Raw genomic sequence first — 24,343 nt, 5'->3', positions numbered from 1 at the left:
GCGCCGCGGGCCCATCTATAAGTGATAGCTAAAAGCCATCTTTTAATATGAGACCATGTGGTCTCACATGTTATCCGGTATTAGCTCCGGTTTCCCGAAGTTATCCCAGTCTTATAGGCAGGTTGCCCACGTGTTACTCACCCGTCCGCCGCTAACTTTTGGGAGCAAGCTCCCAAAAGTTCGCTCGACTTGCATGTATTAGGCACGCCGCCAGCGTTCATCCTGAGCCAGGATCAAACTCTCCAATAAGAGTATTGATTGCTCAATAATTTGTTACTTTAGAATTAAACGTTGACGCTTGTATTGTGTTCAGTTTTCAAAGAACTTTTTTTAGTTTGCCGCTCCGAGGCGACTTTTTTAATATATCATGTTGACCATTTTAAGTCAACAACTTTTCAAAACTTTTTTTGAAATTCTTTATCGTCAGCGACGACGTTTATTAATATATCATCGTCTGAATCTCATGTCAATAATCTTTATAAAAAAAATCATTTATAATAAAAGAGGACCATATTGGCATTATATAATCCTCTTTGCCCTCTCCTAACCTTTTTTGCTGTTTACCTTCTTTGTGCGAATATACCTGCTGCACTCTGTTGGGTCAGCAATTCTTTTAAATAAGCGAAATAAGATTTGATATCTTTCTTCCATTGCTCGTTTTACTATATGGTCTATTCGTGCATCTTCTACATCAAACAATATTTCGTCCATCTCTCTTTTTAGAAGGTATTCTAGTTCTTTAACTTCCACTTGATCAACTAATAATCCAATCATAGTTTCACCTCATGTTTGTTGTAATTCTAGTTATTACCAGATTTAGTTATTTTATGAATTGATTTTTCGAAGATATTTGCACATAAATATGGATGACAAGCATATTATTTAGACAGAAGATTCTTTGGACAAGGAGGATAAAAATGAATTTTTTCTACATCCTGAGTAGCAAGAGGATTAAGCAAACATTGATTATTCTTTTCGCTTCATTGTTTACCGCCAGTATCTTTTATATAGAAAAAGGCAATATTTCTCCTGTTTTTTCAACTGAAAATGGACCACGCGTGATTTATACAGGAGAAAAAAGCGAAAAGACTGTTGCACTTACTTTTAATATTAGTTGGGGAGATACAAAGGCCTTGCCGATTATCGATACCTTAAAAAATTCAGGTGTGACTAATGCGACCTTTTTTCTTTCTGCATCGTGGGCTGAGCGACATCCCCAAATTGTTGAACGGATTGTGAAGGATGGTCATCAAATTGGCATTAAAGGATATGATTATAAAAACTATACTGAATTAGATGATGCCCAAATTAAAAAGGATGTTTATAAGGCACAAGATGCATTTAAGAAAATGGGTGTCAAAACTATTTCCTTTTTTAGAACACCTGATGGAAATTTTGACTCTAGGGTAGTAAAGGTTTTGGATTCTCTTGGATATACTCTCATCCACTGGAGTATTGATTCAAATGATTGGAACAATCCTGGTGTAGCTAAAATTACGAGTAATGTTATAGACAAGGTAAAGAGCGGAGACATTATCTTATTCCACGCTTCAGATTCAGCTAAGCAGACTGCTGAAGCACTTCCTGGAGTATTGAAAGGCATTAAAGGTAAAGGTCTGTCATTTGTAACAGTAAGTGACATGCTAAATAATGCGGATGTAAAAAGTGAAGTTGTCGAATGAATGTTAATAAAAAAGCTGATCCCTAGGGTCAGCTTTTTTGTTTCGTAATTTTTGGAAGTATTAATAATTGATAAGCGTTGCAAATTAAAAGAGGAAAAATCATTAAATACAACCAACTCTCGTCATTTGCTCTAATTGCTGGCACCCATTCAATTACAGTAACAACAAACATAAAGAATGCGGCTGGAATGAACGCCTTACGGTTTGTCTGTTTGCTTTTAAAGTAGGCAATGATTAATGAAAACACGAATATCCCAACAGGAACCCATACATATGAGGAAATAGTCTCACCCTCTGTTGCAAATACCTGAAAGCGAAAATAAATTAAGTCAAACAATACAAAAGCTATTAACACAATTTGAGCTGGACTCCATGCACCTTTAAACAACCCTTGTCCAATTCGGTGAACTGATAAGTAGGCAAAGAAACCCATTTGGCTAATAATACTAAAAATAAATCCAACACCGATGAGCCAAAATATGACCATAAGTATTTCGACAAAATCCGATGCAATAAATAACTCTTTATATTCACTCCATTTAACAGCAAATCCGGTAATGATTGTGCTTATTGCGCCTATTAGTAAGGTAGACAGGAACAACCTTACCCAATTTCGACTTTTCACGACAAAATCCCCCACTCTATATATTCAATTATGATTGTACCAAAGTGTCGGGGATAAATGCCAGTTTCTCAGCATGCAATCAGTGAATATTTTTTAACAAAAAAAGCATATTAACAAGTAAGGATCCCTTATGAAAGGAGCTTATAAATGAGAAAATGGATGTCGCTCCTCCTCATTTTTAGTTTTCTATTAGCAATAGTTGGGTGTGCCCCAGCGAATGTTGAACAAAATCGAATGGACTATGAAGAGACGAAAAAAATGGTTGTCGATATATTGAAAACCGATGACGGTAAAAAGGCAGTTGAGGAACTCATGCGAGATGAAAAGTTTAAGCAGCATCTCGTCATGGATCAAGTCGTTGTAAAAGATGCCATCCGTGAAACCCTTACTTCTGACAACGGGGTTGAATTTTGGAAAAAGACGTTCGAAGACACAAAGTTTGTAGAAGAATACGCAAAAAGTATGAAAACGGAGCATGAAAAGCTCATTAAAGACTTAATGAAGGATCCCGATTATCAAAAAATGGTGATGGATATTTTAAAGAATCCTGAGATGGAACAACAATTTACCGATGTTCTTAAAAGTCAGGAGTTTAGAAAGCATCTCCAAGTCGTAATTAGTGAAACACTTGAGAGCCCATTATATAAAGCGAAAATAGAAGACATTCTCATTAAAGCCGCAGAGGATATGCAAAAAGCAGAAAAAGCGAAAAAAGACGAAGGACAAGGAACCGGAAATAGCTAGTCCTCCTCCCTAAATAAAAGAACCCCCTGAAATTCAGGAGGTTCTTTTTAATTTAAATGGCATCAATTACTCGTTTTGCAATTTCGTTATAGATTTTTCCAGTTGGATGACTTTCGTCATAAACAGATGGCGCAAAGTCGTCGTCATTCCAATCAGGCTGACCTAATGGAATTTTCCCTAGTAAGGATGTTTGAAGATCTTCCGCAAGTTTCTCCCCGCCGCCTTTACCAAACACATATTCCTTTTCGCCGGTTACTTTGCTTTCAAAATAAGACATATTTTCAATGACACCAAGTACTTCGTGTTCTGTACGAAGAGCCATCGCACCCGCTCTGGCTGCTACAAATGCTGCTGTAGGGTGTGGCGTTGTCACAATAATCTCTTTACAATGCGGAAGCATAGTATGAACATCTAGTGCTACATCACCTGTACCAGGCGGTAAATCTAGAACTAAGTAATCTAGATCTCCCCATTCGACTTCATTAAAGAAGTTATTTAACATTTTTCCTAGCATTGGACCACGCCAAATAACGGGTGAATTGTCTTCCACAAAGAAGCCCATTGAAATGACTTTTACCCCTTTTCTTTCAACAGGGATAATCTTTTCGCCTCGAACAACAGGGCGCTTTGTAATTCCCATCATATCTGGAACACTGAATCCGTAAATATCTGCATCAATAATACCAACCTTTTTGCCTAGTCTAGCTAAAGACACAGCCAAGTTTACAGAGACGGTAGATTTACCTACTCCACCCTTACCACTTGCTACCGCAATAAAGGTAGTTTGATTTACTGGGGATAATAAAGGAGCAGATTCACCCGCTGTTTCAGTCTTAAATTTCGCGAGTTCCTCTGGTGATAAGTCAGTAAAACGAAGTCCTACAGATTCTGCTCCCGCTTGTTTCAATGCATTAACAATTGTAGATTGAAGCTGTAGCTGCTCACCAGTACCAGTCTTTGATAAAGCAACTTTTACGCTGACATGTTTCTTTTCTTCTTTTATTTTAATCTCTTGGATTGCATTCGTTTCTTCGAATGTTCTATGTAAGAATGGATCTTGCAGTTGATTTAAGACTTCTTTTACTTGTTGCTCAGTTAACATAATAAAACACCACCTAAACTGTATTCGGTTTCACTCCACCTATATTATATCATACCTGTCCCAAATTACATTGTGAGGAGTGTCATAGCTATTAAATCAAATACGTCTCGGCGTATTTGCGCCTGATTTTTAGGCCCACAGGAAGTGGGTCATAAAGACTTTGCCACAGGATGTGGCGTTTTTAGTCTTTGATCTTACTACTCGAAAAGCTTCCGTTGAAAAATCATGGCATCCGCCGGAGGCTTTAACTTTATTCAGTCGGGTTAGAACTACTCTTCTCTGATTATAACTTTTCTTTATTCTTACCGAAATAAAAATTAAGGGACTTCTACTGAATAAAGTTAAAAAACCCACACTTATTCAGGTGGGTTTGATTCGTTGGAGAAATAGCGGTTTATACCAGTATAAATGGAGGCTGCGACCTTGTCTTGGTATTTATCTTGAACTAATAGTGCTTTTTCCTCCGGATTTGATAGGAATCCTACCTCTACAAGTGCACCAGGTTTTTTCGCACTTTTTAATAAATAAACACCGTTGATCGCTTTTGCTTGTCGTGTTGTATTTCCGAGATTGTTTCGAAGCTCATCTTGAATAAATTTGGCCACTGCTTCATTTTCCTTATAGGTACTAAAATAAAAGGTTTGCGCGCCTCTCCATCTAGGAGATGGTATGGCATTTAAATGAATACTTATAAATAAATCCGCATCTGATTCATTAATGGTTTGAACTCGTTTCTTCAAATCCTCTGTCTTCCGTTTACTATACCCTCTCATTCCTTCAGGGGCTAAATCTGTATCTTCTTCTCGTATCATTTGTACAAAAGCACCCTGTTGCTGCAAGTAGTCACGGAGCTTTTTGGAGATTTCTAGGGCAATGTCCTTTTCTTGCACGTCCCCGTTATCGGCGCCCCCATCTGGGCCACCGTGTCCAGGGTCTATAATTATAACCTTCCCCGATAAGGGTAAACTCCACGGGTCCCAAACATCTTTATCCATAAATCGATATTGTATAATTAAAAATAAAACAACAGCTCCTAAGAGGATACCGGTAATTTTAAGTTTCTTATTCATCATTTCCCTCCTGCATGTCCCTATGTGTAAATATATGGGACAAGGAGAGTATATATGATTAAAAATTCTAATGCAATTTTAGCCGGTGTCTTTTTTCTCCTTTCTGGAAACCTTCCGTCCACCAATAGGTCACATAGTGCTCGCATGCATAATAAAGAGACTCATTGACAAAGCCTTGGTCGCCAATATGCCCCCAATAGCAAATGAACTCATATAACGCATCAATTAGATTCTTTTCAAATCGGTAACAGCGCATCCGTACTTCTTCTACAGATTCTCCATAATAACCAAACTTGCTATATTTCGCACCGAGTAGGTATGCTTCTATTGCAACATCAATACAGCCTTCTTCAATTGCACTGCCAAGTATGGAATCCATTCTAAAAAAACTACTAAATGAGTCCACGACATTCTTCTTTAATTCTTCTAATGAGAGCTCACGCAGCATTTTTCGTTCATACTTGATTTGCTTCTCTTTCCGTTTTTCCTTGAAGGTTGTAATTACATTCATCGTATAAGAAACCCCCTTTGACAGATAGTTTCCTACTGCATCCATGTAAACATGCGCTAAACACAAACTACCTTAACTTCCAAAATAAACTATGCATACACAAGAAAAGCAGAGGGTGCCCGCTTATCGGCGACAAGCATAAGACGAGCGCTGACAGAAGGTGTACTTTACCTTCCGAAGCGATTGGCTTAGACCAGAGAGCCGATGGCGCCTGGTGCTAGACACAGACAAATAAAAGGCCCTCAATCTTATGATTTGAGAGCCTCATTTCTATATATCGGATGTCTTTAGACTTTCTTGCCCTTCCACTGGTGAATCTTCTTTTTGTTTTCCAACCAATCTTGCTATTTGCCAGCCAATAACCATATGGACTATACCCATGATGAGAAACAACAAGTAATCACCAATTGGTTCCGGAAGTAAGAGATCGACGATCAACCACATACCTGCCGAAGATACACCAATAAAAGCACCGAGTATTGATTTTTGGATTCGACTCATTTTCCACCCACCCTTTATGTTTGTGTATATTCTTAATCAATCATATGTATCTAGGTTGCTCGAAATAACTTGAATTTTGACGAAAGGTTGTCCCTTATCGGTATTTATTTCTCCTATCAGGAATCTCATAAGTATGAATCTCATCCTAAAGTCGTAGAAAAATTCAAGCTTTTTTACGAAGAAGGATTTTTCAGGAATCGGTATGCTTAAATCATCGAGAACAAGAAGGAGAGATAATAAATGAAAAATAAAGTTGTAATGATTACTGGTGCTTCAAAAGGTTTAGGAAGAGCACTGACATTAGCCTTTGCCAAGGAAGGTGCAAGGCTTGCAATTTGTGCGAGGACAGAAAATGCTCTATTGAAAGTCAAGCAAGAGGCAGAGAGTTTAGGTGCAAAAGTACTTGCTGTTATCGCTGATGTTTCCCGCTCGAGAGATGTAGATCGATTCGTTTCAATTACCGAGGAGGCTTATGGACAGATTGATGTTTTGATTAATAATGCTTCTATGTTAGGCCCGAGCCCAATGCCCCTACTTCTTGATTATCCTGAAGAAGACTTTGCTGAAGTATTAAGGGTGAATGCAGTATCAACCTTTTTAGTTACAAAAAGGGTTTGCCTAGGAATGCTGGAACGTAACGAAGGTTCCATTATCAATGTTACTTCAGAGGCTGGTCACATTGGTTATGCAGGCTGGGGGGCATATGGAGTTTCAAAATTCGCTGTTGAAGGCATTACCCAAACATTGGCCGATGAATTAAGCGAGACCGGAATTCGGATTAATATGGTCGACCCTGGCGAAATGGACACTGATATGCACAGACTCGCTGTTCCAGATTGCGATTATCCGTTAGCAAAACCTGAAGAAGTAGTTGATATTTTCTTATATTTAGCATCTAATCGAGCAAAAGGCATTACTGGCAAACGATTTTCAGCCCAATCCGAGGAGGAGGTGTAGGACATGGTAGACAAGACTCTAGATTTTTACCTTCCAAACGAATTAAACGCTTCCCTTCCCCCTGAAGAGCGTGGCATCAGAAGAGATCACGTCCGGATGATGATGCTTGACCGGAGTTACGGTAAGATCCAACATGACCTTTTCTTTCATTTACCTGAACATTTACAGCAAGGAGACCTTGTTATTTTAAATAACAGCCGCACCATACCAGCAGTTTTCAAAGTAAAGCGTCTAGGTAATGGAAAAATTGTAACCAAAGTCGAAGTTCGGCTGGCGAGACGTCTTACAGAGGATACATGGGAGGCACTCATTGTTCAGGATTATACAAATATTGGCGACACCTTCATATTTGCCCCTGAGCTTTCGGCAAAGGTAATTGGTATAAAGGAAAATACACCATTAGCTATATTGAAGTTTGCGAAGAAAGGCTCCGACCTATTAAACATGTTCTATCGTCTCGGAGAACCTGTTCGTTACGAATATATCAATCATCCCTGGGATTTGGACTATTATCAAACGGTTTTCGCAAGCCATCCTGGTTCGGTCGAGATGCCCTCAGCTGGTAGAGCCTTTAGCTGGGAACTGTTATTTACACTAATGCGAAAAGGAATTCAGGTTGATTTTATTCAACTTCATACTGGGCTCAGTTATTTGCTTGATGACAAGTGGCACCAAACCCCAGAAGAGAACGAAGAAGAATACCATATATCTGAACAAACCAAACAAAGGATTCTTGAGACAAAAGCTGCTGGTAAAAGAGTTATAGCCGTAGGAACGACTGTAGTTCGAGCACTTGAGACTTTTGCAATATCTGGCGCACTTTCAGGGGTAACAAATTTATATATCAATCAACACTTTCCTTTAAAAATTGCTGACGGAATCATTACGGGATTCCATGAGCCAAAGGCAAGCCATCTCGATATGCTATCCGCCTTTATTTCTAAACAGCATCTGCTCCAGGCTTACGACGATGCCATTGACGCCGGTTATTTATGGCATGAATTCGGTGATATGAATCTGATTATATAATTGGAGGTTTAGCTATGAAGCTCCATCATGTTGGCGTTCATGTAAGTCATCTTAAAAATTCTATTGAATTTTTTAAAAGAGAATTCGGTTTTGAGACAGAATCACACTTTATATTCATGGAGGAAGAAATTGTTTTTTTAACTTTAGGTGATTTTCGTCTTGAATTAGTCTCTAGTAATGAAGAAAACCAGTTAAACACTCATATCTGTTTTGAGGTCAATAATCTGACTGATGTAATGGCCCGATGTAAAGCACTTCGGAAAATGGAGGGTCCTTATGAACTTGATAATGGGTGGCAAACAGTCTTTTATGAAGGACCTAATCGAGAAATAGTAGAATTATTGCAGGTTTCCAGTGCTAACGGTAAACTTATTAGATAAAACAGAATCTGAAAATTATAAATACGATATAATGGAAACAGATATTTCATGGCGGAGGGAGAACAATGTCAGGTAAGGACAGATATCAACAACTCAACATTTTAAAAGAGATAGCTGAGCTTTTAAACGAAGGAACAGACACAGAAGACGTATTGAAGGTTGTCTTGAAAAAGCTTCTTCAAGTAACAGGCCTTCAAACAGGTTGGATATTTTTAATAGATGACGATGGCACACATCATCTTATTGCTGACGAAGCCCTACCGCCTGCTTTAGCCTTTGATCATAAGCGACGGATGTGCCATGGTAAGTGCTGGTGTGTAAACAAATATAATAATCAGCAACTCCATAAAGCAACAAATATTATCGAATGTAAACGAATTGAGGATGTTCTTGATGAGAAGGCGGGAGAAACTGGTGGTCTGACTCATCACGCCACTGTCCCGCTCCGAGCTGGCCAAGAACGGTTTGGGATTTTAAATGTGGGGGCCCCAAACAAAACAAATTTCGAGAAAAATGAACTCGCCTTACTAGAGGCTGTAGCCTACCAAATCGGAACTGCATTGAAAAGAATTAAACTAACCCAACGTGAGCAAAAGACAGCACTCGTTGCTGAGCGAAACCGTCTGGCACGGGACCTTCACGACTCCGTTAATCAACTCCTTTTTTCATTAAGTCTTACCGCTAGGGCTGGGGTTGAATTGACAGAAAGTAACGAAGTCAAACAAACGTTCACCTATCTACAAGATATGGCCCAAGAGGCACTTGGTGAAATGAGAGCATTAATTTGGCAGCTACGGCCAGAGGGACTTGAAAATGGTCTCATTAGTGCCTTACGAAGCTACGCTGAGATGTTAGGTCTTTCTATCGAAACAAAACTAACAGGCGCAGCCAACCTGCCTGGAAAAGTAGAGGAATCGTTGTGGCGCATTGGGCAGGAGGCTCTAGCCAATTGTAAAAAGCATTCACAGACAACTGAGGTAGATTTAGAATTACAAGCCTCTGAAGCTGGTGTAATAATGAACATTAGGGATAAGGGGTGTGGCTTCCACTATGAAGTAAATTCTGAAATCCTCTCGTTGGGGTTACGAAATATGAAAATAAGGACTGAAAGCTTAAACGGGACTTTTGCTTTACAAAGTAAGCCGGGAATTGGAACAGAAATAGAAGTCCAGATCCCGTTTTAGGGGGATATGTAAGTGAGTATACGGATATTAGTAGTAGACGACCATCATGTCGTCAGGCGCGGTCTCGTCTTTTTCCTTCGTACACAAAAAGACATGATGATTGTCGGAGAAGCGGCAAATGGAAAAGAGGCCATACAACAAGCACAATCATTAAAACCGGATTTAATTCTCATGGACTTGGTTATGCCTGGGATGGACGGTATCCAGGCAACAAGAGTAATCAAAAAAGAACAACCTGACATCAAAATCATGATGTTGACCAGTTTTTCTGATCAAGACCACGTCATACCTGCCCTAGAAGCAGGAGCGTCCGGATACCAATTAAAAGACATTGAGCCTGATGACCTTGTGTCCTCAATTAAAAGAATCATGGGCGGTGAAAACCAGCTTCACCCAAAAGCAACCTCACACCTCCTGGCCAATTTATCCTCTAACAAGAACCAGGCGAAACAAGTATTTGAGGAATTAACAAAAAGAGAAGTAGACGTGTTAAAGGAAATTGCCAAAGGAAAAAGCAATAAGGAAATCGCAAGTTCCTTATTCATCACTGAAAAAACAGTCAAAACCCATGTTTCAAACCTGTTGGCAAAACTCGAATTAGCTGACCGGACACAAGCAGCGCTATATGCAGTCAAAAATCAGTTAGTTGACTAAAGCTAAGGAATATAATTACTCAAAAAAGACTCCCAACCGATCGTTGAGAGTCTTTCATTATAAACAAAAGATTAACCTATGACATTACAGTAGTGCATCATCATTTCCCCTTTAAGCGAGGGGTATCCTTTAACTCCTGAATCGTTGCCGCACCGATTCCGAACATTGACATTCGAAGTTCCATTTCTCGAACTTTCATTACTTCAACAACATCTTCCACGCTCTGGGTCGCTTCTTTCAGGATAGATCGTCCGAATCCGACAAGATCGGCCCCCAAAGCGATAACTTTGGCACCGTCTAGTCCCGTCTGCATTCCACCACTGGCTATCAACGGACGTTCTCCAATCTCACCACGAACCAATCTGATTGATTCCACCGTCGGAATCCCCCATTCGCTAAATGCTTCAGCAGCAGCCCGACGAATAGGGTCATTAGATCGGAATTTTTCAACTTGGCTCCACGAAGTCCCACCGGCTCCTGCAACATCAATAAATGCAACTCCTGCATCAACTAACTTTTTAGCTGTTTGATCATCAATTCCCCATCCGACTTCTTTAACCCCGACAGGAACCTCCAGTGTTTTGCATAGTTGTTCAATCTTCTTTAATAACCCTTTAAAATTCGTATCTCCATTATCTTGAATCACTTCCTGGATACTGTTCAAATGAAGAACGAGCATATCCGCATCGGTCATCTCGATAATTCGCCTGCATTCCTCGACTCCATATCCGAAATTTAACTGAACCGCTCCTAAGTTAGCTATAATTGGGACGCTTGGTGCATATTCCCTCACCTGAAAAGAGGAAGCATGTCCGTCACTGTCGAGTAGCGCCCGAGTTGATCCGAGTGCTAGAGCCCAACCCCTTTCCTCAGCAGCTATAGCCAAGTTTCGGTTAATCGCCTCCGCAAGGCCTGTCCCACCCGTCATCGAACTGATGAGAAACGGAGTTTGGCATTCAAAGCCTAGGAATTTGGTTTTAATAGAGATTTCATCAAAATCAATTTCAGGGAGTGCATTATGAACGAACACAAGCTTCTCTAAACCTGTTGAAATTGATTCTCCCGTAACTTTTTCGTTCAGAGTAATTTGAATATGTTGAGATTTTCTTTGCTCAATTGAGTTGGCCATCACTAACACCTGCCCTTATTCTAAATTCACACACTCATGTTACTTACAGCAAACACGGTCTCTAGACCTAATAACATTGTGCTATTTGGTCTGTACTTCTTCCACTGTTTGCTCTACTTCAGCACGCGTCATTTTCTCCCGACCATCTTTCAATGCTTGTAACGTTTTATGTGCCAAGGCAAGCGGAAGGCGACAAAATAATATAATGCTTTTCCTTTTAAGAGATTTCATATACAAATCGGCTTTTGCTAGGTTTTCCTCAGCGTATTCGAATAAATCGGCACGATTCCAACCGTCAGGAACAAAGCTTACACCACGTTCGTCCAAATCTTCCTTCTGATTGCGCAAAATGTTTACAGCCTGAAGTCCACGACCATAACCAATCGCTAATTCCCGATCTGTCTTTTCTCCGCCGTAATGCTCCCAAAGGTCTGATAGCATCACTCCAACAAGTCCTGCAACGTAATATGTATAGTCATCCAAATCTTCACGTGTACGAATACTCCAATTTGCTTTGGACCATTTTGCCATTCCCGATGCCATCTCACAAGCAGCATTTGTAACAATCGTCAAAGCATCCTTCGGACAAGCCTCTAGCCATTCTTCTAAACGAATTGTCACTTCAGGCATTTTATCTTTTATTGGTCCAAGTATTCTTAAATATTCTTCATTATCAAATGGTTGTTTGAATAATTCGCTTAACTTTGCTAAAACTGTATATTTCACATCATTGTCGATCTCTTCATGGTCTTCAATTTCATCAATCGCACGAAATACTAAATAAGCAGATGCAACCGAATACTTTAATTCCTTCTGCAAGAAAGTAATCGGTATATAAAATGTACGACTCGTCTCTTTTAACATACGCATCGCATCTTTAGGAAACCCACTCATATTTCATACCTCCTATTTACAAGCCTTTAACATTCATTATACATAACATTCATGAAAGTTGGTCAATGTAAGAACTACCAAAATTAAAAAGTGGAGACTTTTTTACTAATGACCCTCATCCCGATAAATGTATTTGGATTTTTTGAGTTCTCTTTAACTTGTATATTTGTAATAATAATCCTCGCTAATCTAATAAGTCTAATGGTATTATTCCCATAACTATCGACTTTTTAAATCCAATCTTATTGGCACAATGTATCGTCGATCTATATTAAAGCTACACTTATAGGATGTTTAGAGGATTCAAAGTTGACTTCCGAAAAGGTATTTGATTCTGACTCATCCTCGAATATAATCCATGGGCACTGTCAGAATACGCACTTGATTGGGACACTGCTTGATGAAAAACTGGGGGCCGTGTCCGAATACGTACTTGATTCGGTCACTGCTTGATGAAATACTGGGAGCCGTGTCCAAATACCTTTTTGATTCTGACTCATTCTCGACTATATCCAATACTCTTTGTCAGAATACGCGCTTGATTGGGACACCGCTTGATGGAATACTGGAAGCCGTGTCCAAATACACCCTTGATTCTGACTCATCCTCAACTATATCCAATACTCTGTGTCCGAATACGTACTTGATTCCGACACTGCTTGGTGAAAAACTGGGGGCCGTGTCCAAATACCGCCTTGTTTCTGACTCATCCTCGACTATAACCCAAGGGCTCTGTCAGAATACTTACTTGATTCCGACTCATCCTCAACTATATCCAATACTCTCTGTCAAAATACGCACTTGATTCTGACACTGCATAATGACATCCTTTGGATTCGTGTCAAAATAGAACTTGCTCAAAAACAAACTCATGCTGGAAATGATTTTTCTATGCCACTTCATTAAACCAAAACATAAAAAAGACCCTTTCCACAAAAGTGAAAAGAGCCTTGAAACGCCAAAATTAACGTTTTGAGAACTGAGGTGCACGACGAGCGCCTTTAAGACCGTATTTTTTACGTTCTTTCATACGCGGATCACGTGTTAATAGTCCTGCAGATTTTAATGCTGGACGGAATTCAGGATCAGCTTGTAGCAATGCACGAGCGATACCGTGACGGATAGCTCCAGCTTGACCAGTGTATCCTCCGCCATTAACGTTAACAAGAACGTCATAATTACCTAAAGTTTCAGTAGCGTTTAGAGGTTGTTTTACAACTTCTCTTAAAGCTTCGAATGGAATATAGTCTGCAATGTCACGACCGTTGATTACAATGCGTCCGTCGCCAGGAACTAAACGTACACGCGCAACAGAGCTTTTACGACGACCAGTGCCATAATATTGTACCTGTGCCAAATTAATACCCTCCTTATTAATTAACCGCGAAGTTCGTAAACTTCAGGTTGTTGTGCTTGATGTGGATGTTCGCTTCCAGCATAAACGTGCAATTTCTTACCCATTTGACGACCAAGTGAACCTTTTGGAAGCATTCCTTTGATTGCAAGTTCAAGCATTTTTGTTGGATAGTTTGTACGCATTTCTAATGCCGTTCTTGATTTTAATCCACCTGGGAATTGACTGTGACGGTAGTAAATCTTGTCATTTAATTTATTACCAGTTAATTCGATTTTTTCAGCATTGATAATGATTACATTATCACCAGTGTCAACATGTGGTGTGTAAGTTGGTTTGTGTTTTCCACGAAGTAATGTTGCAACTTCAGTTGATAAACGACCTAAAGTTTTGCCTGCAGCATCTACAACATACCATTTGCGCTCTATATTGCTAGCATTAGCCATAAATGTTGTACGCATGAATTTCCCTCCTAATTTCACTAACGTTTCATTTTGTATTTAATCACGATTAAAGTTCCGGGGCTTTAACGTGGTGTTTAAATATCATACTAAAATATAATATAACTTTCAGGATGTAATGTCAAGGAAATGTTACACCAGGATTAGTTGTTATAGCATTATGGGGGTTTCCTAAACCTTCCACTCTTCGTAGTACACCTGCCAAAGGTATAATCCCTGACCTGGCGCGGTCTTTCCTGCAAGCGATCTGTCCTTTCCGGAAAGGATCGATTCCATCATAGTTGGGTCTTTTTGACCTCTTCCAACTTCTAATAGGGTGCCTACTAATATTCTTACCATATTATATAAGAACCCATTTCCTATAAACGAAAAAATAAGTTCATCATCATGTTTTTCAATATTAATCTCGTATATGGTTCGTACTTTATCTTGTACTTCCGTTTTTGAAGCACAGAAACTCGTAAAATCATGTGTTCCTATTAATCGTAACGAAGCTTCTCTCATCGCATGAAGATCTACCGGGAAAGTATAATGATGAGTATAATGACGTTTAAAAACGCAAGGTTCTTCACTCATTAACAATCGATAGCGATATTCCTTCGCCTTCACATCAAAACGTGCGTGAAAGTCTGGATCCACTTCCTCAACATAACGAACGCGAATGTCTTCAGGGAGCATCGAATTTAGGGCTCGTTTCCACCCTTCGACTGGAATAGATAATGGAGAATCAAAATGAACAACCTGTCCACGTGCATGTACAGTTGCATCTGTTCGACCAGAAGCTACTGTTTTCACCTGTTCTCCTTTATGCATTTTCTGTAAAGCAAGTTCGAAGTCAGATTGTACTGTTCGTTTATTTGGTTGTACCTGGTACCCTGAAAAATGGGTTCCATCATAGGAAATGATGCATTTGTAACGACTCATTTTTTCCCTCATTATCCTCGTAGTAAAAATAATACCATTGCCATTGCAAATAGTAAGACTAACATAAGTGTATCAAGACCACGCCACTGTAGCACACGTAATTTAGTACGTCCTTCTCCACCTCGATAACCTCTTGCTTCCATCGCAATAGCAAGTTCTTCTGCCCGTTTAAATGAACTTATAAACAATGGAATTAATAAAGGAACAACAGCCTTCATGCGATCTTTTATCGGTCCACTCGTAAATTCGACTCCTCTTGCAGCCTGTGCCTTCATTATTTTCTCTGTTTCTTGCATTAACGTCGGTATAAATCGAAGTGAAATCGACATCATTAACGCAAGCTCATGTGTTGGGAGACCGATTTTTTTAAATGGAGCTAATAAGCTTTCCATGCCATCGGTGATTTCAATCGGAGTACTTGTTAATGTTAATATTGTAGTCATAATAATTAAAAATAATAGCCGTAATGAAATAAAAATCCCTTGTGTTACGCCACCTTCATAAATTTGAAGCCATCCAAGGTCAACTAACAAGTCTCCTTCTTTGGTTAAAAAGACATGAAGGATAAATGTAAATAGAATAACCCATAAAATTGGTTTCAATCCTGACAAAATGTAGCGTAATTGGACTTTTGTTAATAACACAATTCCTAAAGTATAAATCCCTAATAATGCATAGGTAAGAACTGAATTGGCTAAAAAAACAATAAACACATAGAAGAAAATTAATAATAGCTTTGCTCTAGGATCCATTTGGTGAATTAGCGAATGACCAGGTATATATCGACCTATAATAATGTTCATTTCGGTACCCCCTTATCGTTAAGGGCATTTCCTACATATTGAACAATTTCATCCACCGACAGACTAGCTGATCTTGGAATCTCAATTCCTAACTTTTCTTCGAGCAGTCCTTTTAATCTAACTGCCTCAGGGACATCCAAACCTAAATGAAGAACTTGTTCAGGTTTTGAGAATATCTCTACAGGACTTCCTTGAAATTTTATCGTTCCTTTTTCCATTACAAGTATTTGATCAGCGTAACGGGAAGCATCCTCCATACTATGCGTTACAAGGATTGTTGTCAGACCGTTTTCTTTATGAAGTTTATAAAACATCTCCATAATTTCAAACCGTCCCCTAGGGTCTAGCCCTGCAGTAGGCTCATCCAAGACTAAAACCTGTGGGTTCATCGCCAAAATTCCTGCAATCGCAACCCGCCGCATTTGACCTCCACTTAAATCAAAAGGTGACTTCATTAAGTATTCATCAGATAGTCCGACCATTTTTATGGTTTGTCTAGCTCTTTCTTTAGCTTCTTCTAATGGAACCCCAAAATTTAGCGGTCCAAAACAAATATCTTTCTCGACCGTTTCCTCAAAAAGTTGATGTTCGGGAAATTGGAATACAACTCCAACGTTCTTTCGTAACGACTTAAGGTTTTTTTCTTTTTGTTTGGAACTAATTGTACGTTCTCCAATGGTGATTGATCCTGAGGTTGGCTGCAAGAGTCCATTTAAATGCTGGAGGATGGTTGATTTTCCAGAACCCGTATGACCAATTATAGCGGTATATGAACCAGACTTGATATGCGCATTAACATCATATAAGGCTAGTCTTTCAAATGGTGAACGAATCTGATAGCGATGTTCTAAATTTTCGATTGTAATGTCCATAACTCATCCACCAAGCCTTCTTCTGTTATATGATTCTTAGAGAGAGGAACACCGATTGCTCGTAGTTTTTTAGATACTTTTACAGAAAAGGGTAAATCCAAACCAATTTCTACAAGCTTATCATCTAACGCAAAAATCTCCTCGGGTTTTCCTTCTGCGAACAATTGTCCCTGATTCATTACAATAATTCGATCGGCTCTTGCTGCTTCCTCTAAGTCATGGGTAATTGACATAACCGTAATCTGACTCTCATTTTTAATTTCTCTTATCGTTTCTAAAACCTCTGTACGACCGATTGGATCTAACATAGAGGTCGCCTCATCCAAGATGATTAAATCCGGTTGGACAGCAAGAACACCAGCAATTGCAACTCTTTGTTTTTGTCCACCTGAAAGCTGATGCGGTTCATGCTCTAGAAAATCTCTCATATTTACCATATCAATAACTCTTTCAATTCGAGAGGCCATCGTTTCTCGTGGGATCCCGTTGTTTTCCATTCCAAAGGCAATATCATCTTTTACAGTTGTTCCAACGAACTGATTATCCGGATTTTGAAACACCATCCCAATCTTCCTTCGAATATCCCAAATTGAATCTTCATTTAGCTGTACACCCTCAATTGTTACTACTCCAGTCTGAGGCAACAATAACCCATTGAGAATACGTGCTAGGGTTGATTTTCCAGAACCGTTGTGACCAACAATCGCAAGCCACTCTCCTTTTTGAACAGAGAATGATAGATTTTCTAGCGCGGGACTCGCATTTTCTGCATATTGATAGCTTATCTGATCAACGACTAAAAGGTTCTCGCTCATTCTCATCCCCCTCTACCTTCTTATTAAAATACACCAAGGCGTATTTTACCCAAGATTTCTTAAACTTTTTCAAATCTGTAACTCTGCTGGACGCCTTAAACTTTTTCAACCAAGAGGCTGAATAAAATTATTTCCATAGAAATAATACTATTTCTTAAGCCAACTTACTACCTAAAAAATATTCGTTTCTACCTTATCTGTCAAGGGAATAAGAACGCGTTATTCCTAACTTCAAGGAAAAATGCTATGCATTATGTTCGTTCAAAAAGGATTGTAATATACTATTTATGGATAATTCTATCTTTTTTGAAAAATGATGAATGTAAAACAAAAAGGGCTTAGACCAGTTTGGAAAACTGTCCCGCCCTTATAAGAAAATAAAAATTAAACTAATTCAATGATAACCATTGGAGCACCGTCACCACGACGAGGTCCGATTTTCATGATACGAGTGTATCCACCTTGACGCTCTTCATAACGAGTTGCAATGTCACTGAATAATTTTTGTAGCGCATCTTGACCAGTCTCTTCGTTTGCTACTTCGTTACGGATGTAAGATGCAGCTTGACGACGAGCGTGAAGGTCACCACGCTTACCTAATGTAATCATTTTTTCTACAACTGATTTTAATTCCTTCGCGCGAGCTTCAGTAGTTTCGATACGCTCGTTGATGATTAAGTCAGTAGTAAGGTCACGTAATAACGCCTTACGTTGCGCGCTTGTACGTCCTAATTTTTGGTATGACATGAGGTATTCCCTCCTTTGTTGAATTATTATGAAAGACAAAGCATTAGATAACTAGGCTCTTGTAACAATAGACTTTCGTGATGAGAAAGATGCCTCTAATTCGCATAATTCAAACCGAGTCAGTCATCTTTACGTAAGCCTAAACCAAGCTCTTCTAGTTTAGCCTTAACTTCTTCTAAAGATTTACGACCAAGGTTACGTACCTTCATCATATCTTCTTCAGTTTTATGAGCAAGCTCTTGAACCGTATTAATTCCTGCTCTCTTTAAGCAGTTATATGAACGAACTGAGAGATCCAATTCTTCAATTGTCATCTCGAGGACTTTCTCTTTTTGATCCTCTTCTTTTTCAACCATAATTTCTGCATTTTGAGCTTCATCTGTTAATCCTACAAAAATATTTAAATGTTCTGTAAGGATTTTCGCACCTAGTGCAATCGCTTCTTTCGGACCAGTACTGCCGTCTGTCCAAACATCAAAAGTCAGTTTGTCAAAGTTCGCGACCTGTCCAACACGTGTATTTTCCACTTGGTAATTAACACGTGCAACTGGTGTATAGATGGAATCAATCGGAATAACACCGATTGGTCGATCATCACGCTTGTTTGCATCAGCTGGAGAATATCCTCGTCCGCGCTTTGCAGTTAATCTCACACGAAAATGTGCATCCTTAGCAAGAGTTGCAATGTGTAGATCTGGATTTAAGATTTCAACATCACTGTCATGCGTGATATCAGAAGCTTTAACCGGACCTTCACCTTGAACATCAATCTCAAGAGTCTTCTCATCATCTGAGTAGATTTTAAGAGCTAATTTCTTCACATTTAAGATAATAGATGTTACATCTTCGACGACGCCTTCGATTGTTGAGAACTCATGCAGTACCCCATCTATTTGGATAGACGTAACAGCGGCACCAGGGAGAGAAGATAATAGGATACGACGTAAGGAGTTACCCAAAGTTGTTCCATATCCACGCTCAAGTGGCTCGACGACGAATTTACCATAATTGGCATCTTCGCTGATTTCAACCGTTTCGATTTTTGGTTTTTCAATTTCGATCATTTATAAACCCTCCTTCAAAACGTCGAAACCTCGGCTAGACCATGATCAAAGACGTCTAACCGAAATTCCCAAAAGTTAAGTTCCCTAACTGTGCACAACAACTCGATTATTCTGTAAAGAACTTATAAAGAAAACATGGCGATTTGTAAGTAATACTCACTCACGCCTTTGTTACACTTATAAGATAAGAAAGTATTTGAAGCTTCCTTACACAGTAAAAAAGTTTATCAAAACCCATTAATCCATTATAGCCATGGATAAAAAATCTTATACAGAAAAAGATCAAATACGTCTTGTCGTATTTGTAATTATGTTATACACGACGACGTTTTGGTGGGCGACATCCGTTATGTGGTACTGGAGTAACATCTTTAATAGCTGTAACTTCAAGACCAGCAGCTTGAAGAGCACGAATTGCAGCTTCACGTCCTGCACCAGGGCCTTTTACAGTTACTTCAAGAGTTCTCATACCATGTTCCATTGATGCTTTTGCAGCTGTTTCAGCAGCCATTTGTGCAGCGAATGGAGTAGACTTACGTGAACCTCTGAAACCAAGAGCACCAGCACTTGACCAAGAAATTGCATTTCCGTGTGCATCTGTAATTGTTACGATCGTATTGTTGAATGTTGAACGGATGTGTGCAACACCAGATTCAATATTCTTTTTCACACGACGTTTACGAGTATTCGTTTTACGTGCCATTTATCCATTACCTCCCTTACTATTTCTTCTTGTTTGCTACAGTACGACGAGGTCCTTTACGTGTACGAGCGTTATTTTTTGTATTTTGACCTCTTACAGGTAATCCACGACGATGACGTAGACCACGGTAAGAACCGATTTCGATTAAACGTTTGATGTTAAGTGATACTTCACGACGAAGGTCACCTTCTACTTTGTAACGGTCAACGATGTCACGGATCTTGTTTAATTCGTCTTCTGTAAGATCACGAACTCGTGTATCTTCAGAAACACCAGCTTCTGCTAGGATTTTTTGTGCAGTTGGACGTCCGATTCCAAAAATATATGTTAAAGATATAACCACACGTTTTTCACGCGGAATATCAACACCAGCAATACGTGCCATTTAGACGTACACCTCCTTATTATTTAGCCTTGTTTTTGTTTATGTTTTGGGTTTTCACAAATTACCATTACTTTACCTTTTCTACGAATAACTTTACACTTTTCGCAGATAGGTTTTACTGATGGTCTCACTTTCATTTTTCAAACCTCCTTGATAGTTCGGAGCGCATTTATTTAAAACGGTACGTAATCCTACCGCGAGTCAAGTCATAAGGTGATAATTCAACCGTTACCTTGTCTCCGGGTAAAATACGAATAAAGTGCATGCGAATTTTACCAGAAACATGGGCCAAAACAGTATGACCATTCTCTAATTCAACTTTAAACATTGCATTAGGTAATGTTTCAGCAACAGTACCTTCAACTTCAATTACATCGTCTTTCGCCATTGGAATGTTCTCCCTTCTTCAAATCAGTAACTTGCTCATTGACAAACTTCGATACACACTAACATTGCTTTACGTTTGCCATCGACCAGTTTCCTTAATACTGCTCTGAACTTCCGGAGATACGTAATCAAAAATTAGATGAATGTTATTCTAATGAATAGGGTTTGTGCCTTACAATTTTGTTAAGATCTCATACCCTGTTTCTGTAATAGCAATCGTATGTTCAAAATGCGCACACGTTTTGCCATCGACTGTTACAACAGTCCAGTTATCTGCTAACGTCTTCACGTATCGACTACCTGCATTTACCATCGGTTCAACGGCAAGTACCATTCCTGGTTTTAAACGTGGTCCTTTATTAGGAGGACCGTAATGTGGAATTTGCGGCTCCTCATGTAATTCTTTGCCCACACCGTGACCAACATATTCTCGTACGATCGAGAAATTGTTCGCTTCGACATAAACTTGGATTGCATGAGAAATATTTGAAAGACGCACACCAGGTTTTGCTTCCTCTAATCCTCGATAAAGGGATTCTTCGGTTACAGTGAGAAGTTTTTGATTTTCGTTATGAATCGTACCTACTGGATATGTCCAAGCTGAGTCACCATGATAGCCGTTGTATTGCGCTCCGATATCGATACTAATGATATCTCCATCTTGTAAAACGCGATCACCTGGCATGCCATGTACCAACTCTTCATTAACAGAGGTACAGATACTACCGCGAAAACCATTATACCCTTTAAAAGAAGGAATTGCATCAAATCCACGAATAAACTTTTCAGCAATTGTATCCAGTTCTTTCGTTGAAATCCCTGGAGTAATATATTGTTGTAATTCTTGGTGTGTCAATGCAACGATCTTTCCAGCCTCGCGCATAATTTCGATCTCTCTTGGAGACTTGCAAATAATCATTTACTTTAATCCCCCAAGAAGCTCCTCTACATCACCAAAAACTTTGTTTATTTCTTGTTGCCCATTGATATTGCGAAGATATCCCTTTTCCTGATAAAAGTCAAGAAGTGGCTTAGATTGCTCGATATTTACTTGTAGACGAGTTCCAACTGTTTCCGCATTATCATCTGCACGTTGATAAAGTTCACCGCCACACTTATCACATTTACCCTCCTGAGTAGGTGGGTTAAATACTAAGTGGTACGTAGAACCACATTCCTTACAAATTCGTCGACCTGTTAATCTCTCAAGTAAGATTTCAGAATTGACATCAATGTTAATCACATAGTCAATTTTTTTATCGAGGTCAGTAAGAATTGTCTCAAGTGCTTCTGCTTGTGGAACGGTACGTGGAAATCCATCAAGTAAGAAACCCTTCTTGCAATCTTCTTTGCTTAATCGCTCACGGACAATTCCGATCGTAACTTCATCAGGAACAAGCTCACCTTTATCCATAAAGGACTTTGCTTGAAGCCCTAGTTCTGTTCCATCTTTAATTGCAGCACGGAACATATCTCCCGTAGAGATATGAGGGATATTGTACTTTTCTACGATTTTTTCAGCTTGAGTACCTTTACCAGCACCCGGAAGCCCCATTAATACTAAGTTCAAGTGATTTGCCCCCTCAGCCTCTTTATCTTAGAGGTGCTGGGAAATGTATTCCCAGTACCTTATTTGATAAATCCTTTATAATGGCGTTTTACAAGTTGACTTTCAAGTTGCTTCATTGTTTCCAGTGCAACACCGATAACGATGAGTAAGCTCGTTCCACCAATTTGTAAAGACTCCGGTAAATTCGCAAATTTTATAAAGAATACAGGAAGAACAGAAATAGCTGCTAAGAAAATAGAACCAACAAATGTTAATCGATACAGAATTTTCGTTACATACTCTTGCGTATTTCTTCCTGGGCGAATCCCTGGAATATAGCCGCCTTGCTTTTTTAAATTATCTGCCATTTGCTCAGGATTTACTTGAACAAATGTATAGAAATATGTGAACGCAATGATTAGTGCGATATATATGATCATCCCAACAGGCTGAGTATAATCAAAATATTTTTGAATCCATTCAGTTACCGCATTAGGACCAAAGAACGAAGCAATCGTTGGTGGCGTAATAATGAAGGAAACTGCAAAGATTACAGGAATAACACCAGCCGCATTTACTTTTAACGGTAAATGAGTAGAGTGTCCTCCAACCGGGCTATTAGCAGCTAATCGCTTTGCATATTGGATTGGAATTTTTCGTAAAGCTTGTTGTACGAATATTACACCTACAACAACAGCTATAACGGCAATTAACAATAATACAACAGTAATGATACGTAAGAATAACTGATCTCCAGCATCTTGAAACTGCTGTACATAGTATTGATTTACAGCCGTTGGAATTGCGGCAACAATACCAGCAAAGATAATAATTGAAATTCCGTTACCAACACCTTTAGCTGTAATCTGTTCACCTAACCACATTAAAAATGCTGTTCCGGCAGTTAGAACTACAGCAATTAGTAGGTAAGTACCAATGTTTGGATTTTCAATTAACATCCCGTTTGACATATTGTTAAAGCCGATTGACATACCTAATGCTTGGATAAAACCAAGCACTATTGTGCCATAACGAGTAAATTGAGCCAATTTACGACGTCCAACTTCTCCTTGCTTAGACCATTCCGTAAATTTAGGAACAACGTCCATTTGCAACAATTGAATAATAATTGAAGCAGTAATGTAAGGCATGATCCCCATTGCAAGGATTGAGAAGTTAAACAGTGCTCCACCACCAAATGTATTTAAAAGGCCAAACGCTGTATTGCTGTCAGTCGCTTTTAAAACATCGGCATTTACATTTGGTACTGGAATAAAGGTGCCGATTCGAAATACTACTAACATTAGTAAGGTGAATATAATCTTGTTTCTTATATCACCAACGCGCATAAAATTGGAGATTGTTTGAAACATTAAATCACCTCAGTTTTTCCGCCAGCAGCTTCAATAGCTTGTTGAGCAGTAGAGGAGAATTTGTGAGCTCTAACTGTTAGCTTTTTGTCAAGAGTACCTTTTCCAAGGATCTTAACACCAGCATTAAGTTTACTTACAACGCCAGTTTCAATTAAAAGTTCAGGTGTAACTTCTGTTCCGTCTTCGAAACGATTTAATGTTTCAAGGTTAACAATTGCAAAGTCTTTGCGATTGATGTTTGTAAAACCACGTTTTGGTAGGCGTTGGAATAGAGGCGTTTGACCACCTTCAAATCCAGGACGAACACCGCCACCAGAACGCGCTTTTTGACCTTTATGACCTTTACCAGATGTTTTACCATTACCTGAACCAGTTCCACGTCCTACACGGTTACGTGTTTTACGAGAACCTTCAGCCGGTTGTAATTCATGAAGTTTCATTTGG

The 24,343-nt window shown here is 39.1% G+C and carries 31 protein-coding genes, 1 rRNA gene and 1 pseudogene; 7 read left to right on the top strand and 26 right to left on the bottom strand.

Annotation, left to right across the window (positions count from 1 at the left end; all coding sequences use genetic code 11):
• Window positions 1–249 (bottom strand): 16S ribosomal RNA (locus ACFSFW_RS09630); the annotation flags it as partial.
• Between the two features lie 294 nt (window positions 250–543).
• Entirely contained in the window at window positions 544–774 is a 231-nt protein-coding gene (locus tag ACFSFW_RS09625) for a hypothetical protein (protein WP_099364851.1), read from the bottom strand.
• Between the two features lie 143 nt (window positions 775–917).
• Between ACFSFW_RS09625 and pdaB the strand changes: the two genes are divergently transcribed.
• The gene (pdaB, locus tag ACFSFW_RS09620; RefSeq protein ID WP_304220120.1) at window positions 918–1,682 is read left to right on the top strand and encodes a polysaccharide deacetylase family sporulation protein PdaB; all 765 of its coding nucleotides are present in this window, start codon (window positions 918–920) and stop codon (window positions 1,680–1,682) included.
• A 28-nt stretch (window positions 1,683–1,710) separates the two neighbouring features.
• Here the strand turns inward: pdaB and ACFSFW_RS09615 are convergent, their stop codons facing one another.
• Window positions 1,711–2,307: a KinB-signaling pathway activation protein gene (locus ACFSFW_RS09615; protein ID WP_388037531.1), complete on the bottom strand. Its 597-nt coding sequence runs from the start codon at window positions 2,305–2,307 to the stop codon at window positions 1,711–1,713.
• A gap of 147 nt (window positions 2,308–2,454) precedes the next feature.
• Between ACFSFW_RS09615 and gerD the strand changes: the two genes are divergently transcribed.
• Window positions 2,455–3,051, top strand: a complete 597-nt coding sequence (gene gerD / locus ACFSFW_RS09610; protein ID WP_304220122.1) for a spore germination lipoprotein GerD — start codon at window positions 2,455–2,457, stop codon at window positions 3,049–3,051.
• A gap of 52 nt (window positions 3,052–3,103) precedes the next feature.
• Here gerD and salA read toward each other — a convergent pair whose 3' ends face one another.
• From salA to ACFSFW_RS09590, 4 genes are all read right to left on the bottom strand, one after another.
• Complete coding sequence (salA, locus tag ACFSFW_RS09605) at window positions 3,104–4,153, bottom strand: iron-sulfur carrier protein/transcriptional regulator SalA (RefSeq protein WP_304220123.1); 1,050 nt, start codon at window positions 4,151–4,153, stop codon at window positions 3,104–3,106.
• A gap of 356 nt (window positions 4,154–4,509) precedes the next feature.
• Complete coding sequence (gene cwlD, locus ACFSFW_RS09600; protein WP_304220124.1) at window positions 4,510–5,223, bottom strand: N-acetylmuramoyl-L-alanine amidase CwlD; 714 nt, start codon at window positions 5,221–5,223, stop codon at window positions 4,510–4,512.
• 67 nt (window positions 5,224–5,290) lie between these two features.
• Window positions 5,291–5,734 carry a YbaK family protein gene (locus ACFSFW_RS09595; protein ID WP_304220125.1) on the bottom strand — a complete coding sequence of 148 codons (444 nt, stop codon included), beginning with the start codon at window positions 5,732–5,734 and terminating at the stop codon, window positions 5,291–5,293.
• A 270-nt stretch (window positions 5,735–6,004) separates the two neighbouring features.
• Window positions 6,005–6,235, bottom strand: a complete 231-nt coding sequence (locus tag ACFSFW_RS09590) for a hypothetical protein (RefSeq protein ID WP_304220126.1) — start codon at window positions 6,233–6,235, stop codon at window positions 6,005–6,007.
• Between the two features lie 240 nt (window positions 6,236–6,475).
• On the opposite strand from ACFSFW_RS09590, the gene ACFSFW_RS09585 reads away from it, so the two are divergent.
• The 5 genes from ACFSFW_RS09585 to ACFSFW_RS09565 all read left to right on the top strand — a co-directional run bounded on the left by ACFSFW_RS09585 (window position 6,476) and on the right by ACFSFW_RS09565 (window position 10,439).
• Window positions 6,476–7,192: an SDR family NAD(P)-dependent oxidoreductase gene (locus ACFSFW_RS09585; protein WP_388037526.1), complete on the top strand. Its 717-nt coding sequence runs from the start codon at window positions 6,476–6,478 to the stop codon at window positions 7,190–7,192.
• Window positions 7,193–7,195: 3 nt separating this feature from the next.
• On the top strand, window positions 7,196–8,221 hold the full coding sequence (locus ACFSFW_RS09580) for an S-adenosylmethionine:tRNA ribosyltransferase-isomerase (RefSeq protein WP_388037524.1): 1,026 nt from the start codon (window positions 7,196–7,198) through the stop codon (window positions 8,219–8,221).
• Between the two features lie 14 nt (window positions 8,222–8,235).
• Window positions 8,236–8,601, top strand: coding sequence for a VOC family protein (locus tag ACFSFW_RS09575; protein WP_388037522.1), 366 nt, complete (start codon window positions 8,236–8,238; stop codon window positions 8,599–8,601).
• A 65-nt stretch (window positions 8,602–8,666) separates the two neighbouring features.
• Window positions 8,667–9,785, top strand: a complete 1,119-nt coding sequence (locus ACFSFW_RS09570) for a GAF domain-containing sensor histidine kinase (protein WP_388037519.1) — start codon at window positions 8,667–8,669, stop codon at window positions 9,783–9,785.
• A gap of 12 nt (window positions 9,786–9,797) precedes the next feature.
• A complete protein-coding gene (locus tag ACFSFW_RS09565) occupies window positions 9,798–10,439 on the top strand; it encodes a response regulator (RefSeq protein ID WP_388037516.1) in 642 nt (213 codons plus the stop codon).
• A gap of 100 nt (window positions 10,440–10,539) precedes the next feature.
• On the opposite strand, the gene fni is transcribed toward ACFSFW_RS09565, so the two are convergent.
• From fni to rplO, 19 genes and pseudogenes are all read right to left on the bottom strand, one after another.
• The gene (fni, locus tag ACFSFW_RS09560) at window positions 10,540–11,568 is read right to left on the bottom strand and encodes a type 2 isopentenyl-diphosphate Delta-isomerase (RefSeq protein WP_388037513.1); all 1,029 of its coding nucleotides are present in this window, start codon (window positions 11,566–11,568) and stop codon (window positions 10,540–10,542) included.
• A gap of 81 nt (window positions 11,569–11,649) precedes the next feature.
• Window positions 11,650–12,462: a squalene/phytoene synthase family protein gene (locus ACFSFW_RS09555; protein ID WP_388037510.1), complete on the bottom strand. Its 813-nt coding sequence runs from the start codon at window positions 12,460–12,462 to the stop codon at window positions 11,650–11,652.
• A gap of 964 nt (window positions 12,463–13,426) precedes the next feature.
• Complete coding sequence (gene rpsI, locus ACFSFW_RS09550; RefSeq protein WP_099352767.1) at window positions 13,427–13,819, bottom strand: 30S ribosomal protein S9; 393 nt, start codon at window positions 13,817–13,819, stop codon at window positions 13,427–13,429.
• A 20-nt stretch (window positions 13,820–13,839) separates the two neighbouring features.
• Window positions 13,840–14,277, bottom strand: coding sequence for a 50S ribosomal protein L13 (gene rplM, locus ACFSFW_RS09545; protein WP_099352766.1), 438 nt, complete (start codon window positions 14,275–14,277; stop codon window positions 13,840–13,842).
• 171 nt (window positions 14,278–14,448) lie between these two features.
• Entirely contained in the window at window positions 14,449–15,201 is a 753-nt protein-coding gene (gene truA / locus ACFSFW_RS09540) for a tRNA pseudouridine(38-40) synthase TruA (protein ID WP_388037507.1), read from the bottom strand.
• Between the two features lie 11 nt (window positions 15,202–15,212).
• Entirely contained in the window at window positions 15,213–16,004 is a 792-nt protein-coding gene (locus tag ACFSFW_RS09535) for an energy-coupling factor transporter transmembrane component T family protein (protein ID WP_304220135.1), read from the bottom strand.
• A complete protein-coding gene (locus ACFSFW_RS09530) occupies window positions 16,001–16,876 on the bottom strand; it encodes an energy-coupling factor ABC transporter ATP-binding protein (RefSeq protein ID WP_388037504.1) in 876 nt (291 codons plus the stop codon). The genes ACFSFW_RS09535 and ACFSFW_RS09530 overlap by 4 nt, the downstream gene beginning before the upstream one ends.
• Complete coding sequence (locus tag ACFSFW_RS09525) at window positions 16,852–17,691, bottom strand: energy-coupling factor ABC transporter ATP-binding protein (RefSeq protein WP_388037501.1); 840 nt, start codon at window positions 17,689–17,691, stop codon at window positions 16,852–16,854. Before ACFSFW_RS09525 ends, ACFSFW_RS09530 begins: the two co-directional genes overlap by 25 nt.
• Window positions 17,692–18,075: 384 nt before the next feature.
• A complete protein-coding gene (rplQ, locus tag ACFSFW_RS09520) occupies window positions 18,076–18,438 on the bottom strand; it encodes a 50S ribosomal protein L17 (RefSeq protein ID WP_099352761.1) in 363 nt (120 codons plus the stop codon).
• A gap of 119 nt (window positions 18,439–18,557) precedes the next feature.
• The gene (locus ACFSFW_RS09515) at window positions 18,558–19,502 is read right to left on the bottom strand and encodes a DNA-directed RNA polymerase subunit alpha (RefSeq protein ID WP_099352760.1); all 945 of its coding nucleotides are present in this window, start codon (window positions 19,500–19,502) and stop codon (window positions 18,558–18,560) included.
• Window positions 19,503–19,815: 313 nt separating this feature from the next.
• Window positions 19,816–20,205, bottom strand: coding sequence for a 30S ribosomal protein S11 (gene rpsK / locus ACFSFW_RS09510; RefSeq protein WP_010285108.1), 390 nt, complete (start codon window positions 20,203–20,205; stop codon window positions 19,816–19,818).
• A gap of 19 nt (window positions 20,206–20,224) precedes the next feature.
• Window positions 20,225–20,590: a 30S ribosomal protein S13 gene (gene rpsM / locus ACFSFW_RS09505; protein ID WP_010285107.1), complete on the bottom strand. Its 366-nt coding sequence runs from the start codon at window positions 20,588–20,590 to the stop codon at window positions 20,225–20,227.
• A 23-nt stretch (window positions 20,591–20,613) separates the two neighbouring features.
• Complete coding sequence (rpmJ, locus tag ACFSFW_RS09500) at window positions 20,614–20,727, bottom strand: 50S ribosomal protein L36 (protein WP_003156543.1); 114 nt, start codon at window positions 20,725–20,727, stop codon at window positions 20,614–20,616.
• 32 nt (window positions 20,728–20,759) lie between these two features.
• Window positions 20,760–20,978 carry a translation initiation factor IF-1 gene (gene infA, locus ACFSFW_RS09495; RefSeq protein WP_010285101.1) on the bottom strand — a complete coding sequence of 73 codons (219 nt, stop codon included), beginning with the start codon at window positions 20,976–20,978 and terminating at the stop codon, window positions 20,760–20,762.
• Window positions 20,956–21,119: pseudogene (locus ACFSFW_RS09490) on the bottom strand (KOW domain-containing RNA-binding protein); the annotation flags it as partial. The pseudogene ACFSFW_RS09490 and the gene infA, both read right to left, overlap by 23 nt.
• Before the next feature lie 30 nt (window positions 21,120–21,149).
• A complete protein-coding gene (gene map, locus ACFSFW_RS09485; RefSeq protein ID WP_304220138.1) occupies window positions 21,150–21,896 on the bottom strand; it encodes a type I methionyl aminopeptidase in 747 nt (248 codons plus the stop codon).
• Window positions 21,897–22,547, bottom strand: coding sequence for an adenylate kinase (locus ACFSFW_RS09480; protein WP_304220139.1), 651 nt, complete (start codon window positions 22,545–22,547; stop codon window positions 21,897–21,899).
• Between the two features lie 59 nt (window positions 22,548–22,606).
• Window positions 22,607–23,899: a preprotein translocase subunit SecY gene (secY, locus tag ACFSFW_RS09475; RefSeq protein ID WP_099364829.1), complete on the bottom strand. Its 1,293-nt coding sequence runs from the start codon at window positions 23,897–23,899 to the stop codon at window positions 22,607–22,609.
• Window positions 23,899–24,339 carry a 50S ribosomal protein L15 gene (gene rplO / locus ACFSFW_RS09470; protein ID WP_099352754.1) on the bottom strand — a complete coding sequence of 147 codons (441 nt, stop codon included), beginning with the start codon at window positions 24,337–24,339 and terminating at the stop codon, window positions 23,899–23,901. The genes secY and rplO overlap by 1 nt, the downstream gene beginning before the upstream one ends.
• Window positions 24,340–24,343: the final 4 nt, after the last annotated feature.

Origin of the sequence: Ferdinandcohnia salidurans (assembly GCF_042680725.1) — a bacterium.
Lineage (GTDB): Bacteria > Bacillota > Bacilli > Bacillales > Bacillaceae_L > Ferdinandcohnia > Ferdinandcohnia salidurans.
The sequence above is the reverse complement of the archived record's forward strand: the minus strand, read 5'-3'. Positions and strand labels throughout refer to the sequence as shown.

What these genes read in the sequence shown, in the direction of transcription:
- ACFSFW_RS09625 (WP_099364851.1), bottom strand. Translation starts at nt 774, where the DNA reads ATGATTGGATTATTAGTTGATCAAGTGGAAGTTAAAGAACTAGAATAC.
- pdaB (WP_304220120.1), top strand. Translation starts at nt 918, where the DNA reads ATGAATTTTTTCTACATCCTGAGTAGCAAGAGGATTAAGCAAACATTG.
- gerD (WP_304220122.1), top strand. Translation starts at nt 2,455, where the DNA reads ATGAGAAAATGGATGTCGCTCCTCCTCATTTTTAGTTTTCTATTAGCA.
- salA (WP_304220123.1), bottom strand. Translation starts at nt 4,153, where the DNA reads ATGTTAACTGAGCAACAAGTAAAAGAAGTCTTAAATCAACTGCAAGAT.
- cwlD (WP_304220124.1), bottom strand. Translation starts at nt 5,223, where the DNA reads ATGAATAAGAAACTTAAAATTACCGGTATCCTCTTAGGAGCTGTTGTT.
- ACFSFW_RS09595 (WP_304220125.1), bottom strand. Translation starts at nt 5,734, where the DNA reads ATGAATGTAATTACAACCTTCAAGGAAAAACGGAAAGAGAAGCAAATC.
- ACFSFW_RS09590 (WP_304220126.1), bottom strand. Translation starts at nt 6,235, where the DNA reads ATGAGTCGAATCCAAAAATCAATACTCGGTGCTTTTATTGGTGTATCT.
- ACFSFW_RS09585 (WP_388037526.1), top strand. Translation starts at nt 6,476, where the DNA reads ATGAAAAATAAAGTTGTAATGATTACTGGTGCTTCAAAAGGTTTAGGA.
- ACFSFW_RS09580 (WP_388037524.1), top strand. Translation starts at nt 7,196, where the DNA reads ATGGTAGACAAGACTCTAGATTTTTACCTTCCAAACGAATTAAACGCT.
- ACFSFW_RS09575 (WP_388037522.1), top strand. Translation starts at nt 8,236, where the DNA reads ATGAAGCTCCATCATGTTGGCGTTCATGTAAGTCATCTTAAAAATTCT.
- ACFSFW_RS09570 (WP_388037519.1), top strand. Translation starts at nt 8,667, where the DNA reads ATGTCAGGTAAGGACAGATATCAACAACTCAACATTTTAAAAGAGATA.
- fni (WP_388037513.1), bottom strand. Translation starts at nt 11,568, where the DNA reads ATGGCCAACTCAATTGAGCAAAGAAAATCTCAACATATTCAAATTACT.
- ACFSFW_RS09555 (WP_388037510.1), bottom strand. Translation starts at nt 12,462, where the DNA reads ATGAGTGGGTTTCCTAAAGATGCGATGCGTATGTTAAAAGAGACGAGT.
- rplM (WP_099352766.1), bottom strand. Translation starts at nt 14,277, where the DNA reads ATGCGTACAACATTTATGGCTAATGCTAGCAATATAGAGCGCAAATGG.
- truA (WP_388037507.1), bottom strand. Translation starts at nt 15,201, where the DNA reads ATGAGTCGTTACAAATGCATCATTTCCTATGATGGAACCCATTTTTCA.
- ACFSFW_RS09535 (WP_304220135.1), bottom strand. Translation starts at nt 16,004, where the DNA reads ATGAACATTATTATAGGTCGATATATACCTGGTCATTCGCTAATTCAC.
- ACFSFW_RS09530 (WP_388037504.1), bottom strand. Translation starts at nt 16,876, where the DNA reads ATGGACATTACAATCGAAAATTTAGAACATCGCTATCAGATTCGTTCA.
- ACFSFW_RS09525 (WP_388037501.1), bottom strand. Translation starts at nt 17,691, where the DNA reads ATGAGCGAGAACCTTTTAGTCGTTGATCAGATAAGCTATCAATATGCA.
- rplQ (WP_099352761.1), bottom strand. Translation starts at nt 18,438, where the DNA reads ATGTCATACCAAAAATTAGGACGTACAAGCGCGCAACGTAAGGCGTTA.
- ACFSFW_RS09515 (WP_099352760.1), bottom strand. Translation starts at nt 19,502, where the DNA reads ATGATCGAAATTGAAAAACCAAAAATCGAAACGGTTGAAATCAGCGAA.
- rpsK (WP_010285108.1), bottom strand. Translation starts at nt 20,205, where the DNA reads ATGGCACGTAAAACGAATACTCGTAAACGTCGTGTGAAAAAGAATATT.
- rpsM (WP_010285107.1), bottom strand. Translation starts at nt 20,590, where the DNA reads ATGGCACGTATTGCTGGTGTTGATATTCCGCGTGAAAAACGTGTGGTT.
- rpmJ (WP_003156543.1), bottom strand. Translation starts at nt 20,727, where the DNA reads ATGAAAGTGAGACCATCAGTAAAACCTATCTGCGAAAAGTGTAAAGTT.
- infA (WP_010285101.1), bottom strand. Translation starts at nt 20,978, where the DNA reads ATGGCGAAAGACGATGTAATTGAAGTTGAAGGTACTGTTGCTGAAACA.
- map (WP_304220138.1), bottom strand. Translation starts at nt 21,896, where the DNA reads ATGATTATTTGCAAGTCTCCAAGAGAGATCGAAATTATGCGCGAGGCT.
- secY (WP_099364829.1), bottom strand. Translation starts at nt 23,899, where the DNA reads ATGTTTCAAACAATCTCCAATTTTATGCGCGTTGGTGATATAAGAAAC.
- rplO (WP_099352754.1), bottom strand. Translation starts at nt 24,339, where the DNA reads ATGAAACTTCATGAATTACAACCGGCTGAAGGTTCTCGTAAAACACGT.